At 63.3% G+C, this 15,611-nt stretch carries 14 protein-coding genes; 7 read left to right on the forward strand and 7 right to left on the reverse strand.

Annotated features, from left to right (window positions below):
• Nucleotides 1–20: 20 nt before the first annotated feature.
• Nucleotides 21–467 carry a (2Fe-2S)-binding protein gene (locus G473_RS0121660; RefSeq protein ID WP_035708533.1) on the reverse strand — a complete coding sequence of 149 codons (447 nt, stop codon included), beginning with the start codon at nt 465–467 and terminating at the stop codon, nt 21–23.
• A gap of 629 nt (nt 468–1,096) precedes the next feature.
• Between G473_RS0121660 and G473_RS0121670 the strand changes: the two genes are divergently transcribed.
• Nucleotides 1,097–1,483 carry a response regulator gene (locus G473_RS0121670; protein ID WP_051330562.1) on the forward strand — a complete coding sequence of 129 codons (387 nt, stop codon included), beginning with the start codon at nt 1,097–1,099 and terminating at the stop codon, nt 1,481–1,483.
• A gap of 215 nt (nt 1,484–1,698) precedes the next feature.
• Nucleotides 1,699–2,034, forward strand: coding sequence for a hypothetical protein (locus G473_RS0121675; RefSeq protein ID WP_029014827.1), 336 nt, complete (start codon nt 1,699–1,701; stop codon nt 2,032–2,034).
• Nucleotides 2,035–2,133: 99 nt separating this feature from the next.
• Here the strand turns inward: G473_RS0121675 and rsmA are convergent, their stop codons facing one another.
• The 5 genes from rsmA to lptF all read right to left on the reverse strand — a co-directional run bounded on the left by rsmA (nt 2,134) and on the right by lptF (nt 7,633).
• Nucleotides 2,134–2,979 (reverse strand): 16S rRNA (adenine(1518)-N(6)/adenine(1519)-N(6))-dimethyltransferase RsmA, encoded by an 846-nt coding sequence (rsmA, locus tag G473_RS0121680; protein WP_029014828.1) that lies wholly within the window; start codon nt 2,977–2,979, stop codon nt 2,134–2,136.
• Nucleotides 2,972–3,997, reverse strand: coding sequence for a 4-hydroxythreonine-4-phosphate dehydrogenase PdxA (gene pdxA / locus G473_RS0121685; RefSeq protein ID WP_029014829.1), 1,026 nt, complete (start codon nt 3,995–3,997; stop codon nt 2,972–2,974). Before pdxA ends, rsmA begins: the two co-directional genes overlap by 8 nt.
• A gap of 5 nt (nt 3,998–4,002) precedes the next feature.
• Entirely contained in the window at nt 4,003–5,310 is a 1,308-nt protein-coding gene (locus G473_RS0121690) for a peptidylprolyl isomerase (protein ID WP_029014830.1), read from the reverse strand.
• An 88-nt stretch (nt 5,311–5,398) separates the two neighbouring features.
• Nucleotides 5,399–6,493, reverse strand: coding sequence for an LPS export ABC transporter permease LptG (gene lptG / locus G473_RS0121695; RefSeq protein WP_029014831.1), 1,095 nt, complete (start codon nt 6,491–6,493; stop codon nt 5,399–5,401).
• A 3-nt stretch (nt 6,494–6,496) separates the two neighbouring features.
• The gene (lptF, locus tag G473_RS28290; protein WP_051330563.1) at nt 6,497–7,633 is read right to left on the reverse strand and encodes an LPS export ABC transporter permease LptF; all 1,137 of its coding nucleotides are present in this window, start codon (nt 7,631–7,633) and stop codon (nt 6,497–6,499) included.
• 291 nt (nt 7,634–7,924) lie between these two features.
• On the opposite strand from lptF, the gene G473_RS0121705 reads away from it, so the two are divergent.
• From G473_RS0121705 to G473_RS0121725, 5 genes are all read left to right on the forward strand, one after another.
• The gene (locus G473_RS0121705; protein ID WP_029014832.1) at nt 7,925–9,409 is read left to right on the forward strand and encodes a leucyl aminopeptidase; all 1,485 of its coding nucleotides are present in this window, start codon (nt 7,925–7,927) and stop codon (nt 9,407–9,409) included.
• 152 nt (nt 9,410–9,561) lie between these two features.
• Nucleotides 9,562–12,009 carry a beta-galactosidase gene (locus G473_RS0121710; protein ID WP_051330564.1) on the forward strand — a complete coding sequence of 816 codons (2,448 nt, stop codon included), beginning with the start codon at nt 9,562–9,564 and terminating at the stop codon, nt 12,007–12,009.
• A gap of 108 nt (nt 12,010–12,117) precedes the next feature.
• Complete coding sequence (locus G473_RS0121715; RefSeq protein WP_154667512.1) at nt 12,118–12,603, forward strand: hypothetical protein; 486 nt, start codon at nt 12,118–12,120, stop codon at nt 12,601–12,603.
• Nucleotides 12,604–12,616: 13 nt separating this feature from the next.
• On the forward strand, nt 12,617–13,066 hold the full coding sequence (locus G473_RS0121720) for a DNA polymerase III subunit chi (RefSeq protein WP_029014835.1): 450 nt from the start codon (nt 12,617–12,619) through the stop codon (nt 13,064–13,066).
• Between the two features lie 123 nt (nt 13,067–13,189).
• The gene (locus tag G473_RS0121725) at nt 13,190–14,233 is read left to right on the forward strand and encodes a LacI family DNA-binding transcriptional regulator (protein WP_029014836.1); all 1,044 of its coding nucleotides are present in this window, start codon (nt 13,190–13,192) and stop codon (nt 14,231–14,233) included.
• A gap of 258 nt (nt 14,234–14,491) precedes the next feature.
• Here G473_RS0121725 and G473_RS0121730 read toward each other — a convergent pair whose 3' ends face one another.
• Nucleotides 14,492–15,607 (reverse strand): cytochrome-c peroxidase, encoded by a 1,116-nt coding sequence (locus G473_RS0121730; RefSeq protein ID WP_029014837.1) that lies wholly within the window; start codon nt 15,605–15,607, stop codon nt 14,492–14,494.
• Nucleotides 15,608–15,611 lie beyond the last annotated feature (4 nt).

A 15,611-nucleotide genomic window follows, 5' to 3' on the forward strand; every position in this document is an offset into this window, starting at 1 on the left:
GGTCTATCCCTCCCCTGGCGTCAGGCTGCACCGGCGGCGCGCTTGATGGCGGCGCGGATGCGCGGATAGGTGCCGCAGCGGCAGAGATTGCCATCCATGGCACTATCAATATCGGCATCGGTCGGCTTCGGCGTCTCGGCCAGCAGCGCCACGGCGGACATGATCTGCCCGGACTGGCAATAGCCGCATTGCGGCACCTGCATCTCCTCCCAGGCCTTCTGGACCGGATGGTCGCCGCCCAGCCCTTCGATGGTCGTCACCGCCATCCCGGCCACACTTTCCAGCGGCGTCACGCAGGCACGCACCGGCATGCCATCCACATGCACGGTGCAGGCCCCGCAGGCGGCAACACCACAGCCATATTTCGTACCGGTCAGCCCCACCAGATCCCGGATCGCCCACAGAAGCGGCATGTCAGGATCGGCATCCAACTGGTGCGCCTTACCATTCACCTTCAGCTCGATCATCACTGCCAACTCCCGGTTCGTTTTGATTGACAACAAGATAGGGTCCCTGCCGACCAGAAACCGCTATTTTCGTGTTACCGATTCGTAACGAACATATCAAAACATACCAAGCGTCTCGCCCGGCCGGCGGCAAATCATCATGCCGGTCCAATCCCGGGAAAAATCGGCACGATTCCCGACCATTTAATTTGGTCGCTGAAATATTTTTCAGCCATCTGGGATAGACCCGGTGATAGCGATTTTTCGGCATATGCGCTAAAAATCCAGCCTAAACTCGGCTTAACCGGCCCGTTTGTCGGCCCCAAACACTGACTTTCCGGTGCAGGGATCGAAAAAGTTAATGCGTAAAACCCTCCCCATCCTTTCTTTCGGCCTAGGGAATCGACCAAGCGGCTGGCTTGCCGCTGGCCTCATTTTTGGCTTAACCAGCATGGAGCAGTGGCATGGGTGTCAGTCACAGCCCGTTGAGTTTATGGGACGCGCCATGGGGGGCGGGCACTCAACAGGTCAGGCTCTCGCCGGTTCATGCTTATCACCTTGTTTTAACAGATTGTTCGTGCCGCATGCCCAATAAAACAAACACCCCCCAGTCCACCACGGACGCTCCACCGGTACCATCCGGCGCCCCGATGCGTGTTCTCATCGTGGAGGATGACGCGCTGGTTGCCCTGGGCATCCGCATGACCGTGACCGAACTGGGCTATGAGGTGGTGGGGATTGCCGCGTCGGAGCTGGAGGCTGTTGCCCTGGCCGATGCGGAACGGCCGCAAATGGCGTTGATGGATATCCGTCTGCGCGGCCCTGTGGATGGGGTGGATACCGCCCGCCGCCTGCGCAGCGAATTCTCCATCCGCAGTGTCTATCTTTCGGCCTATGCGGACGAGCAGACAATGGCGCGGGTGGCACAGACCTATCCGCTCGGCTTCGTGCAAAAGCCCTATTCTGCGCCGCAATTGAAACAAGCCCTTGAACTTGCCCAAAGGCGCCTTGTACAAAACACTGAAAAATCAGGGTGATATCATGGGTTCGCCGCAATCTGCGGCTAATCCATTATACATGACAAAGAAAATCGGCCCGGCCGCCAGAAATCGAAAAAATTCGGCTGTGTCGGGAGCGATTGAACGGTTACCCTGTTGTCACAGGGAAACGGCCATTCTAAGGCCGGCAATGGGTGGAGCCGACCGCACCAGCGGTCAATTGACCACCAGTTTGACGTGAAGGAGCGAAAGATATGCGCGTGCTTCCCTTGGTTTTCTCGGGTCTGATGGTTCTGGGCCTGGCCGCTTGCGGCGAGAAGAAGGCGAACGAGCAGCCGGCAACCCCGCCGCCGGCCACGTCCGATGTCCCCGCGACCACGGGCGCCCCGGTTGAGCCGCCGGCCGACACCATGACGACGCCGCCGGCCGACACGACCACGCCGCCGGCCGATACCACGACGGTCCCGCCGGAAGGCACCACCACCCCGGACAGCACCACCACGCCGGATGCCACGACCCCGCCGGCTGGTGAGACCACTACGCCGCCGGCTGGTGAGACCACTACGCCGCCGTCCGGCACCAGCAACTGATCACACAGCCGCCTTCGGACGGCATGTATCAGCGCTAAAGGTCAAGGGCCGGGAATTTCCCGGCCCTTTTCCATGAAATGCACCAATGAGGCGCCGCAATCAGCCCGCAGCGCGCCACGCCTTGGCCAGGGCAACAAACCCGTCCACGTCAATTTCCTCTGCCCGCGCCGTCGGGGCGATACCGACTGAAAGCAACAAGGGCTCCGGTTCGCGCAGCAAGCCTTTCAGGCTGGACCGCAGCATCTTGCGCCGTTGCCCGAAGGCCGCTGCCACCAGGGCCTCCATGGTGGCGAAATCCGGATCATCCGCCGGGCGCTGGCGCGGGGCCAGGCGCACAACGGCACTGTCTACCTTGGGCGGCGGGGTGAAGGCACGGGCCGGAAGATCCATGATGGTCCGGCAATCGGCCAGCCATTGCGACATCACCGCCAACCGGCCATAGGCTTCGGTACGGGGCCGCGCCACAATGCGGTCGGCCACTTCCTTCTGGAACATCAGCGCCAGGAAGCGATATTCCGTCATCCGCTTCAGCCAGCCGATCAGAAGCGGTGTGCCAACATTATACGGCAGGTTGGAGACCACGGCGCGCGGGGCCGGCACCAGATCGACCGGGTCGACCGTCAGTGCATCGGCCTCCACCAGGGTCAGCCGGCCGGCGGATGCCGCAATGACATCGCCCAGCGCCGCCGCAAAGCGCGGATCACGCTCCACCGCCACCACCCGTTCCGCAGCGCTTTCCACCAGCGCCCGGGTCAAGCCGCCGGGGCCGGGGCCAACCTCCACCACACTCAACCCATTAAAATTCCCCGCCTCCCGCACGATGCGGCGGGTGAGATTGAGATCGAGCAGGAAATGCTGGCCAAAAGACTTCTTGGCCGCCAGATCGTGGGTGGCGATCACATCGCGCAACGGCGGCAGATGCGACAGGTCGCGGCCGTCAGACATGGAGACCCCCATCACGACGGGCTGCAATGGCGCCCGCCCGGTGCAGGGCGGCAATCAGGCTGCTGGCACTGGCTTTGCCCGTTCCGGCAAGGGAAAGGGCGGTCCCGTGGTCGGGTGATGTGCGCACGAAGGGCAGCCCCAGCGTGACATTGACCCCGGTATCGAAATCCAGCGTCTTCAACGGGATCAACCCCTGATCATGATACATGCAGACAACAGCGTCATAATGTGCCCGCGCCCCGGCATGGAACAGCGTATCCGCCGGGAAGGGGCCAGACGCCGCAATCCCTTCCGCCTGTAAACGGGCGATAGCGGGCGTGATGATCTCCATCTCCTCCCGCCCCATGGCGCCCCCTTCCCCCGCATGCGGGTTCAGGGCTGCCACGGCCAGACGCGGCGCTTCGATCCCGAAATCCCGGATCAGGGCGGCATGGGTGACACGGGCGACATGGCAGATCGCATCCGCCGTCAGCGCCATCGCCACATCCTTCAGCGCCAGATGGATGGTGGCCAGCACAACGCGCAGGCCCCCGCCTTCCAGCAGCATCACGGTGCCATCGTCCGGCAGGCCGGCCAGATGGGCCAGATACTCCGTATGGCCCGGCCAGCGGAAGCCCGTGGCATAGAGCGCGCTTTTCTGGATCGGGTTGGTCACCACCCCGGCCAGCAGGCCGGCGCGGGTCAGTTCCACAGCACGGTCGATGGCGGCAATGACGGAAGCGCCATTGGCCGGGTCGGGCTTACCGGCGACAACCGGCACGGACAACTGCACCGGCAATACGGGCAGGGCCTGGTCGAACAGGTCGGGCACAGCCGCCAGTTCCCCCTCCCCCACAACCCGTATAGGGACGGAAAGACCAAGCCGGTCGGCCAGCGCTGCCAGCCTATTCGGATCATCCAGCAGCACGAAGGGCGGCACAGGGCGCAAGGCACGCCCGGCCCAGGCGGCAAGGGCGATATCACCGCCAATGCCGGCCGGCTCCCCCATGGTCAGGCCCAGTGGCCGCGCGGCGGCCATCCTGGTCACAGCCGGGTTTCGATCGTCGCCTGGCGGCGCAGATCGCGCAGATAGCGCCGCTGCTGAAGATCCATGCGCTCCTGGAACAAGGCACCACGCACCTGATCCGCCGGCGGCAGGCTGCCTTCCGGCACCACCCGGTCACAGACCATCAGCAGCATGACGCCACGATCCGTCACCAGCGGGTCGGTGGCATTGCCAACACCGAGGCCGCCGATCAGGCTGGAAATCTGTTCCGGGATATCCCCCAGCCGGGTGCTGGGCTGGGTGAAGACCTGGGCACCGGGAATGGACTGGGCCGCCTGCGCCAAGGCTTCGCAGCCCTTGGCAGTGCGCCCCAGCTCGCCCACTGCTTCCGTCAACTGCGCCTGCTGGGCGGGATCGTTGAGAGGAACGACGAACTGACCGACGCTGACCTGGATATTCTTGGGATCGCCAGCGGCAACCGCCCGCTCTTCCTGCAGCCACAGGATATGATAACCGGCGGCACCCCGGATCGGGCGGGAGAACTGACCGGGCCGCAACTGCTGCAGCGCCCGGTCAAGCCCTTCTTCCAACTGGCCCTGCTGAATCCACCCCAGGTCACCACCGGTGGCGGCACCGGCGGACTGGGAAAATTGCTGGGCGACGGCATTGAAATTGGCACCCTGGCTGATCTGATCAACCAGACGCTCACCCAGCCGGCGCACCTCTTCCTCGCTGGCGGGGTTGTCCACGGCCAGGAAGATTTCCGCCACATGATATTCCGGCTTGCCGGCATTCTGGCGGATGCGCTCGATATAGGCGTTCACTTCGCTGTCGGCGATGTTCACCTGCTGGCGCACCACACGCTGCACCACCTTGTTCCAGGCAAGCTGAGCCAGCATCTGCTGGCGCATGGTCGTCCAGGGAACACCCGCCTGCCCCAATGCCGCCTGCAACTGGTCGCGCGTCATGCGATTGCGCTCGGCCGTCTCATCCAGGGCGCGGTTCAATTCATCTTCGGTAACCGTCATGTTGCGCTCGCGCGCTTCCTGAATCTGCAGCGCCTCGTCGGTCAGCAGACGCAGCACCTGGGGCAGCAGGCGCTGGCGCGTTTCCGGCGTGTCAGGCAGACCGGACGAGACGATGGCGAGCTGCATGCGCCCTTCCACATCGTTCATCGTGATCGGCGATTCATTCACGATGGCGGCGATACGGCCCAATTGGGCCGGTTGCGCCACCGCCTGTCCCTGAAAGGGCGCAAGCGGGATGGACAGGGCAAGGGCAGTCGCCCCGAACAAGGCTTTGCGCGCGAAGCTTTTCATGGTCAGTCGGATCACAGGCTGCATCATAGGGTGCTTCTTATAGAGAACTGGTCGCCGGAAGGCAAAGCGTGTCGGCAAATTCATGCCCGACGGTGCGTCTGTCGCATTTCATGGGTCAACCATCCTCCGTATGCAGCAGGGCCGCCGCCGACAACATCACCGTGACGCCGGCCGGCGCCCAGGCCGCCAGCAGCACGGGAATGGAGCCAGACATGCCGAGCGCCATGATCACATCCTTGATGATGAACAGCAGCAGCGCCGATACGACACCGGCACCAATAAGCTGCAATGTGCCACCACCCCGCATCTGCCGCAGGGAGAAGGCCGCTGCCAGCAACACCATGGCGGCAAACAGCACCGGCTGCGCCAGCAGCGTGTGCCAGTAAAGCCGGTGCCGTACCGGCGACAGGCCGGTCAATTCCAGTGTGCGGATAAAACTGGGCAATTCCCAGAAGGACAAGGTATCGGGAGAAGCGAAACTCTCCTGGATACGATCTTCCGTCAGGTCGGTTTCCAGCCGGTACCGTGCCAGGAAGCGGGGCGCTTCCCCCGGCTGGTTGTACCAGACCTCTGTCAAGTCCCAGTAACCGGGCTGAAGCACGGCAGATGCTGCATCCAGCCGGGCAGACAGCGGACGGGTCGGGCTGGAGAGCAACACCATGACGCGCCGCAGTTCCAGCGTGCCGGGGACCACCGATTCTGCATGGATGCGATACCCCCCGCTCTCTGTCACCTGCCGCAGCCAGATACCGGAACTGCCGACATCCAGGGAGGATGTCATCCCCCGGATGTACCGGTTCTCCAGCTTCTCATACCGATTCAGCATGGCGGCGAAGATCGGGTTCAGCACCGTGACCAGCACGATCCCAATCACCATGGCCCAGGCGAGCACCGGGGTCATGAACTGCCAGACGCTGATGCCGCTGGCGCGGGCAACCACAAGCTCTTGGCTGCGTGTCAGCCTGAAGAAGGTGTACATGCCGCCAAAAAGGATAACGAAGGGGAATATCTCCTGCCCGATTTCCGGCAGTTTCAGCAGCCCCATCGTGACCACAATGTCAAACGTGGCTTCCGGCCGGTTCGCAGCGCGACGGAGCAGTTCAACCGTATCCAGCAGATAGACCAAGGCCAGAAGCGCCGACAGCCCTGCCATGAACCAGAGCAGAAACTGGCGGCCGACATAATGGGAAAAGGTTGCGGACAGGCGCATCACTCAGCCCTCCCCCGCCAGGCGCGCCGCAGGCGGCGGCGACCGGCGCCATAGGCCAGCCAGTTGCACACGCTGAAGATACCAGAGGCCCAGCGGAATCGGCAGGATGGCAACCATATAAAGCAGCGGCGTCAGGGCCGGTGCCTTGCCAATCAGGTTGACGATGCCCAGCGTCCCCGCCTGCAGCACCAGCGCCCCAACGGCGGCAATAGTGACGCGCTGGCCCCGCCCGCGTCGGGAAAATTCCCCTGGCAACAAGGCACACAGGCCGATCACGGCGAAGGACAGCGCCAGGAAGGGGCTCGCCAGACGATTATGCAATTCCGCCCGGATACGGCCGGCGAAACGCTTGTCATCCTCGCTGTCATCGGGATGCCACAGCTGGGTCAGCGTCCGCTCCCGCGGCTCCACCCACCGGGCCGTGAATTCCTTGCGCAGGGCCTGAAGGTCCACAGCGTACCGTTCAAATTCCAGCCAGTCCGTCTTGCCGGTGGCGGGGGTGAATTTCGTCTGTGTCCCGTCATGCACCAGCACACGAGGTTGCCCGTCAGCATCGGTCAGCGTGCCGCGCTGGGCAACGACCGTACTGATGGAACCGGGCTGCCGCGTATCATGGATCAACAGGTCCACCAGCGTGCCATCGGCCAGCCGGTCCCGGACATAGACCGTCAGCCCGTCCCCCAGCTCGTTAAAGGTGCCTTCGCGGAGCAGGGCGGCAGAAATGTCGGACCGGACCGACTGTCGCATGGCGACAAGCTGACGCTGCGCCGCCGGGCCGATATGGATGGTCAGGGCGAAACACAAAAGCACCACGACCATCCCCAGGGCAAGCGCCGGGCGGGCCAGGGACAGCGGCCCCAGGCCCGCCGCCCGCATCACCACCAGTTCGCTGTCCGCCGTCATGCGATTATAGGTGAACAGCACCCCGGCCAGCAGCCCGAAAGGCAGCACCAACGACAGGAAGGTCGGAAAAGCCAGCATCGCCAGTTGCAGGAAAGCCCCGAACGAGGCGCCCCCTTCCACCACCAGTTCCACAAGCCGCAGCGACTGGGTCAACCAGATCGCCGCCGACAGGGCACCAGTCACCGCGGCCGTAGCGACGGCGAGATTGCGCAGCAGGTAACGGTTGATCTGGTACATGGCTTTCCGGGTTGGCCGCCCTTTACGATAAGGAACGGAGACATGGCGATGGCTGACCAGTTTACACGTATCAGCACCTATCCGGCGATTGCGTCCTGAACGTGGCGGCCATCGCCACGCCGATCCACATTTCCGGGGGTGGGTTTGTGCGACCGGGCCTTTTTTGTATCGCCGCTGACCTTGACACCACGCCGCCGCTGTTCTTTATCGACTCTCTGCCATACACACAACGCCGGAACCGGCGGAACCTTTCCGCGAAACGCGAATCCGGACAACCAGAGAGCCACCTGAATGAAAATCGCCTTCTCGTCGCCCAGCCTGCCCAAGGCCGGTATTCTGGCCGTAACCGTCGCTGCCGACCGCGCGCTGGGCACTTTCGGTCGTGACCTGGATCAGCGCAGCGGCGGCCAGATCGCGCGCGCCATCGAAGCCGCCCGCTTCAAGGGCAAGGCCGAGGAAGTGCTGAACCTGGTGGCCCCGGCCGGGCTGGATGTATCGCGCTTGCTGCTGGTCGGCATCGGCGCCGATGCCGGCGCGCTGACCGCCAACAATGTCGGCGCCGCCGTGCTGGCCGCCGTGCAGTTCAGCGGTGAGGCGGAAGTGGCGCTGGTGGTCGATGACCATGCGCTGAAGGTCGAACCCGGCCTGTTCGCCGCAGAGGCCGCCTTCGGCGCCTATCTGCGCAGCTACCGCTTCGACAAGTACCATTCCACACTGACCGCCGACAAAAAGCCGTCCATCACCAAGGTGACGGTGCAGGTCGAGGCGACCAAGGACGCCAAGAAGGCGTGGGACAAGCTGGAGAAGATCGCCGACGGCATCTTCCTGACCCGCGACGTGGTGACCGAGCCGCCGAACGTGATCTATCCGGAGACCCTGGCCGACCGCTGCGTCGCGCTGGAGAAGATCGGCCTGGAGGTCGATGTTCTGGATGAGAAGAAGATGAAGAAGCTGGGCATGGGCGCGCTGCTGGGCGTGGGCCAGGGCTCCACCCAGCCGCCGCGTCTGGTGGTGATGAAGTGGAATGGCGGCGCCAAGGGCGATGCCCCCGTTGCCTTTGTCGGCAAGGGCATCACCTTTGATACCGGCGGCATCTCCATCAAGCCTGCCGCCAACATGGATGACATGAAGTGGGACATGGGCGGTTCCGGCACCGTGATCGGCCTGATGGCCGCCCTGGCCGGCCGTAAGGCGAAGGCCAACGTCGTTGGTATCGTCGCCCTGGCCGAGAATATGCCCGACGGCAATGCCCAGCGTCCGGGCGACGTGGTGACCTCCATGTCCGGCCAGACGATCGAGGTGCTGAACACCGACGCCGAAGGCCGTCTGGTGCTGGCCGACGCCCTCTGGTACTGCCAGGACCAGTTCAAGCCGAAATTCATGGTCGATCTGGCCACGCTGACCGGCGCCGTCATTGTCAGCCTGGGCAACGAGCATGCCGGCCTGTTCTCCAACAATGATGAGTTGGCGGGCAAGCTGACCGAGGCCGGTCTGGCAACGGGTGAGAAGCTGTGGCGTCTGCCGCTGGCCCCGGCCTATGACAAGGATATCGACAGCGACATCGCCGATATGAAGAATATCGGTCGCCCGATGAATGCCGGTTCCATCATCGGTGCCCAGTTCCTGCAGCGCTTTGTCAATGACACGCCCTGGGCGCATCTGGACATTGCCGGCACCGCCTGGACCAAGGCCGACAAGGGCATGGTGCCGAAGGGTGCAACCGCCTTTGGTGTCCGCCTGCTGGACCGGCTGGTTGCGGATCATTACGAGGGTTGATCCCTCACCCGTTCCCCGTCCGGAATGGATTTTACAGGGCCCCCATCGCGGGGCCCTGTTTCATTTCCAGCCTCTCCAACAGTGGTTCATTCTCCCATATTTATCAGATAATATTTCCGGATAAGGAAAAACCGGCTGTTGGGAGGATGTGAATGGGTTTGGATAGACGCCGCCTCGCCTTGATGATGGCGATGGCTGGATTGGTGGCTGCTGCACCATTGACGGGAACGGCGACCGCGGAAACCTTGTTGACTGTAGACGCGACCAAACAGCCGCCCGCCCTGGAAACCAACTATCTGAAGATGGGCGAAGGCCGCCACCCGGACGGCCCCCGTATCGCCATCAACAATCGCTATCTGACCCTGAACGGCAAACCCTGGATGCCGGTGATGGGGGAGTTCCACTATACCCGCTTTCCCGCCGTCTATTGGGAAGAACAGTTACGCAAGATGAAGGCGGCCGGCATCGACATCGTGGCCACCTATATCATCTGGAACCATCATGAGGAGGTGGAGGGCACCTTCACGTGGGAAGGCGACCGCGATCTGCGCCGCTTCGCCGAACTCTGCGCCAAACATGGGTTAAAACTGGTGGTCCGGATCGGCCCCTGGTCACATGCGGAGGTGCGCTATGGCGGCATCCCGGACTGGGTTGTCCATGCCATGCCGACACGCGGCGATGATCAGCAATATCTGTCCTATGTGGACCGCTATTACCGGCAGATCGCGAAGCAGGTTTCCGGTCTGCTGTGGAAGAATGGCGGCCCCATCATCGGCGTCCAGTTGGAGAATGAATATAACCTGACCGGCCCCGGCCAGGGGCGGGACCATATTGCCACCCTGAAGCGGATGGCCCTGGCAGCAGGATTCGATGTACCGCTTTATACGGTGACCGGCTGGGATCAGGCCGTCTATCCCAGCGGCGAGGTGGTGCCCGTCTTCGGCGGCTATCCGGACGAGCCCTGGAAGGCCAGCCCCGAAATCCTGCCGCCGAAGGAAACCTATGCCTTCCGTTTTGACAGCCGGGTCAGTGGCAATCTGGGCGCCCAGACAACGGCCACACGGCGCGGCGATGCCGATCCGGATATCCCGCACACGCCTTTCCTGGGGGCGGAATATGGCGGTGGCGTGCCGGCCATGTATCGCCGCCGCGCCGTGATCGACCCCGCCGATATCTCCGCCATGCTGCCAGTTCAGGTGGGGTCCGGCGTCAACCTGTTCGGCTATTACATGTTCCATGGCGGGCGCAACCCGATGGGGCGGACAACGCTGGAAGAAAATACCGGCAGCGGCGGCCATAATGACACGCCGATCATCGGCTATGATTTCCAGGCCCCTCTGGGCCAATATGGCGATATGCGCCCGGTCTTGCGCAAAATCCGCCCTTACCATCTGTTCATGCGGGCCTATGGCGACAAGTTGGCGCCGATGATCCCGCACGCCCCGGCCACCCTGCCCAAGGCCCTGGATGACCTGTCCACGCCGCGCTGGTCGGTGCGCAGCCAGGGGGACAGTGCCTTCCTGTTCTATAACAGCCATGTCCGCCAATATCAGATGGCACCCGCCCAGGATGTTCGCTTCGCCCTGGACCTGCCGGGCGGGCGGGTGACCTTCCCGCAAAGCCCGGTGACCTTGCCGGCGGGGGCCCATTTCATCTGGCCGGTGAATATGGATCTGGGCGGGGCCACCCTTGCCTATGCCACAGCCCAGCCCGTGACAAAGCTGATGGTGGCGGGTGTGGAAACCCATATCCTGCAGGCCGAACCGGGCGTGCCGGTGGAACTGGCGCTGCGGGGTGCTGACGCCATCCGGACGGCAGGCGGGAAAATTACCGCAGCGGATGGCATCAGCCGCATCCAGGGGCTGGAACCCGGCACCGGCGCCGTAATCGACTTCACCGCTGGCGGAGCAGCCAAGCGCCTGCTGATCCTGACAGAAAAGCAGGCGGAAGACCTGACGCTGGCCGATATTGGCGGCCGTGCCTTCGCCCTGATCAGCGAGGCCGACCTGTTCACGGACGAAAAGGGGATTGATCTGCGCCGCCGGGGCGATAACCGCTTCCGCTACGCCAGCCTGCCCGCCATCGCACCGGGCGGTACGGTGGACGGGCTGTTCCACACCTATGAAGCGACAGTTCCGGCCAAACCCACCACGCCCGTGACCATCGAGCCCCTGCGGGAGGCGCGGCCCGTACCGCCCATCCGTACCGGCGGAGCCGCGAAGGCGGCGATGCAACCGGCACCGGAACTGTTTGGACGATCCGCCGCCTGGAAGATCACCATCCCGCGCGATGCCCTGCAGGGCGTTGCCGATGCGTGGCTGGAGCTGGATTATCAGGGTGATGTCGGTCGGCTGTTCAGCGGTATCCAGTTGCTGGACGATCATTATTTCAACGGCCCCGTCTGGCAGATCGGCCTGAAACGGTTCAAGGCGGAAATCGCCCAGCCCTTGACCCTGACCGTAATGCCGCTGCGCGGTGACGCGCCGATCTATATCCAGCAGGAATGGAAGCCGGCACAGGCGGCAGATGGCCAATTGGCCGTTCTGAAAGGTGCCAGGCTGGTGCCGGAATATGCATTGCGGGTGGAGGTGGGCCGCTGAGGAAAGTCAAAAGTGGCGGGGTATAAAGCCTGCGGAACTGTCACCCAGGCTTTTCCCCGGCCGCTTTTATGCTAAATGAAGGGGGTGATGATCGTTATGGAGTATGTGATGACCGGCCGCCGTTTGATCCCCTTCCTGCTGCTGGCCTGTCTGGCCCTGGTCACCCCGGCCATGGCGAATGTCAACCGCACCATGGCTGCCGCCCTGCCGGATGAGCCGGATGGATGGGTGATGAGCGAGGTGCGCCCGGCACGCGGCGGGTTGCCCATGTATTCTGCCGCCACGGCGGAAGCCACCTATAAGCGCGGCCATGTGGAAGTGGTGGTCGGTGCCGGTCGCAGCCCCACCCTGTTCAAAGCCGTGATGGGATCGGTGAAGAACACGGCCTCCCTGCCGCCGGACAGCACGGTGGAAAAGATCGCCGATCATCACGCCGTGGTGTCCCGCTTCCCCAATTCCAAACCGCCCCTTTTCACGGTGCAACTGCTGGCCGGGTCGGATGGCATCATCATCCTGACCACCCGCAACGGCACCTATGAGGATCTGGTGGCGCTGGCGCAGGAAGTGGATTTCAGCCAGTTCCCCCGTCGTTGATCTGGCACCTCGCATGACGGAGCTTCGCTTCTACCATCTGACGCTGCGCACGCTGGAACAGACCCTGCCGGGCCTGCTGGAAAAGTCGCTGGAGCGCGGATGGAAGGCCCTGGTGCTGACAGATGGCGAGGAACGTGCCCAGGCGCTGTCCCAGCATCTCTGGACTTATAAACCCGACAGTTTCCTGCCCCACGGCACACGCCAGGATGGGCACCCTGCCCATCAGCCGGTGCTGATCACCAGCGAGGATGACCGCGCCAACAACGCCCATGTCCTGTTCCTGACCGGTGGCACAACCACCCCTGCCCTGGCCGACTATAATCTGGCCTGCGACCTGTTTGACGGGAACGATCCGGATGCGGTGGCCGCCGCGCGCCAGCGCTGGCGCGCGGCCAAGGAAGCGGGCCACAGCCTGACCTATTGGCAGCAGAATGAACGCGGCGGATGGGAGAAAAAGGCCTGAATCTTTGGCCCGATAGATCATATGGTTGGCCCAACCCCGCTATGACAACATTATCACACGCTTGCAACAATATGACACGCATGCGATTGGATTAGACAACCCATAACAACCGGGTGTGGAATCGTGGCCGAGCGTAAGCCGACGATCATTGATGTAGCCCGCGCCGCGGGCGCCTCGATCAAAACTGTTTCCCGCGTCATGAACAATGAGCGTTATGTCAGCGCCGAGACGCGGGAACGGGTGATGAAGGCGATGGCGGAACTTCAGTTCCAGCCCAATCGGTCCGCGCAGAGCCTGAAGGGCGACCGGTCCTATCTGATTGCCCATATCTATGGCGATCCGGGTGGTCCCTATACCGGTGAAATCCAGATGGGGCTGCTGAACCGCTGCCGCCAGCAGGGCTACCATCTGCTGATCGAAGAAATCGATTACAGCGGCGGGGATGTGCAGGAGCGCGTCAGCAAACTGGTGCATCAGTTGAACCTGGATGGCGTGGTGCTGACTGCCCCTGTCACTGATAATGAAGCGGTGATGCAGGTGCTGGACGAGGCCGGCGTGCCCTATATCCGCGTCACTCCGGCCACGGAATCGCCCTCTGCATCCTCCGTCCGGATTGACGAACGGGCCGCGGCGGCTGACCTGACCCTACATCTTCTGGCTTTCGGTCATCGCCGCATCGGCTTCATCAAAGGCCGCGCCAACCATGCCGGCACCGATCTGCGTTATGGCGGCTATTGCGACGCCTTGCGCGAATATGGGCTGGAGCCGGAGCCGGAGATCGTGGAACAGGGCGGTTTCACTTACCGCTCTGCGCTGGCCGGTGCGCGGCGCCTGCTGTCCCTGGCCGATCCGCCGACCGCCATCTTCGCCAGCAATGACGAGATGGCGGCGGGCGTCCTGTCAGTGGCCCATGACCGGGGCCTGTCGCTGCCCAGTGACCTGTCCGTGGTCGGGTTCGACGATATCCAGTTGTCGGAAATGGTGTGGCCACCGCTGACCACCGTGCGGCAACCGATCCAGGAAATGGCCGATGCGGCAGCGGAAGTGCTGATCGACCTGCTGGCCCATCGCCGTCAGTCCGACACGGTTCCCCCCCCCATCGCCCATCGTGTGCTGCCGCACAAGCTGGTGATCCGCCGGTCCACCGCCCCGCCGGCCAAGCGCTAGAGCAGATCGCGGAAAAGCGGAATCGCTTTGGAGCGTGAATCTGCTCGCTGAACAAGGGCTTAGAGCCGTGTGCGTTTCCGATTAAACGCACACGGCTCTAGAATGTGTCTGGTTTAGTTGGAATCGGAAATAGTCCTCACTACCGTCACCCCGGCGCAGGGGTCACAAGCGCATTGCTCTACGAAACTGGACCCCGGCCTGCGCCGGGGTGACGGTGTAGGTTGATCCAACCTAAACCTGACAAACTCTAACTCCTCATCACAAGGTACGCAGGAAGGCGACCAGAGCCTCCTTGTCCGCACGCGACAGGTTCAGTTTTCGCAGCAAGGGTGTGGTCGTTGGGAAAAGCGGGTCTTGGACCTGATCCGCCCGCGGCCGTGGCCGTGCCCCCCCTTCATTGTAAAAATTGACCAGCCCCTCCAGGTTGGGAAACAGGCCATCATGCATATAGGGGCCGGTGGCACCGATGCTGCGCAAGGTCGGGGTGCGGAAGGCACCGACATCCTCGGCCTTTCCCGTCACCGCGTACCGCCCCAGATCCTGGCGGGGACGGCCATAGAAATTGAGCCCAAGATTATGGAACTTCTCGTCGCTGAACAGCGGGCCGTTATGGCAGTTGGCGCACCCTGCCTGGGTGCGGAACAGATGCAGCCCCGATAATTCCTGATCCGACAGGACACGGGTGCCCAGTTCCAGCGCCCGATCCCATTTGCTGCGGCGGGGTTTGATCGTGCGCTCGAACGCGGCGAGCGCCATGGCAACCTGGTCAATGGTGACAGGCCCGGTGCCGAAAACGGATGCGAACCGGGCCGCATAATCGCCATGACGGTTCAGCCGCGCCTTGATCTCCGCCGGATCGGCATTCATCTCCACCGGGTTTGCGATCGGGCCTTTGGCCTGCTCTTCCAGAGTCGCCGCCCGCCCGTCCCAGAAGAAACTTTTCCGGTGGGCCACGCCGATCAGCGTGGGGGCGTTGCGCGCGCCGCGCTGGCGCTCATGCCCAAAGGAGGTGCGGACGCCATCCCCCCAGCCCAGTTCCGGACTATGGCAGTTGGAACACGCGATCTGTCCCGACCCGGACAGGATGGGATCATCAAACAACCGCTTGCCCAGCGCCACCTTCTCCGGTGTCGCTGGGTTCTCCACCGGTTCCGGCGCCGGCGGCACGGGACCAAATTCAGCAAAGGTCGCGCCCGGCAGCAGAGTCGGGCGGGGCCAGCTTTCCGGTGGGCCGGCATAAAGGCTCCGCAACGCGGCTATATCCATCGGGGCTGCCGGATCGGCAGCCCCGGCAGCCTGCGGCGTGCTTGGTGCGGTGGAACAGGCGGCGACCAGAATGATCGCCGCCATTGCCCCCACCATCCAGATACGCATGATG

This window comes from Niveispirillum irakense DSM 11586 (assembly GCF_000429645.1).
In the GTDB taxonomy this organism is placed as follows: domain Bacteria; phylum Pseudomonadota; class Alphaproteobacteria; order Azospirillales; family Azospirillaceae; genus Niveispirillum; species Niveispirillum irakense.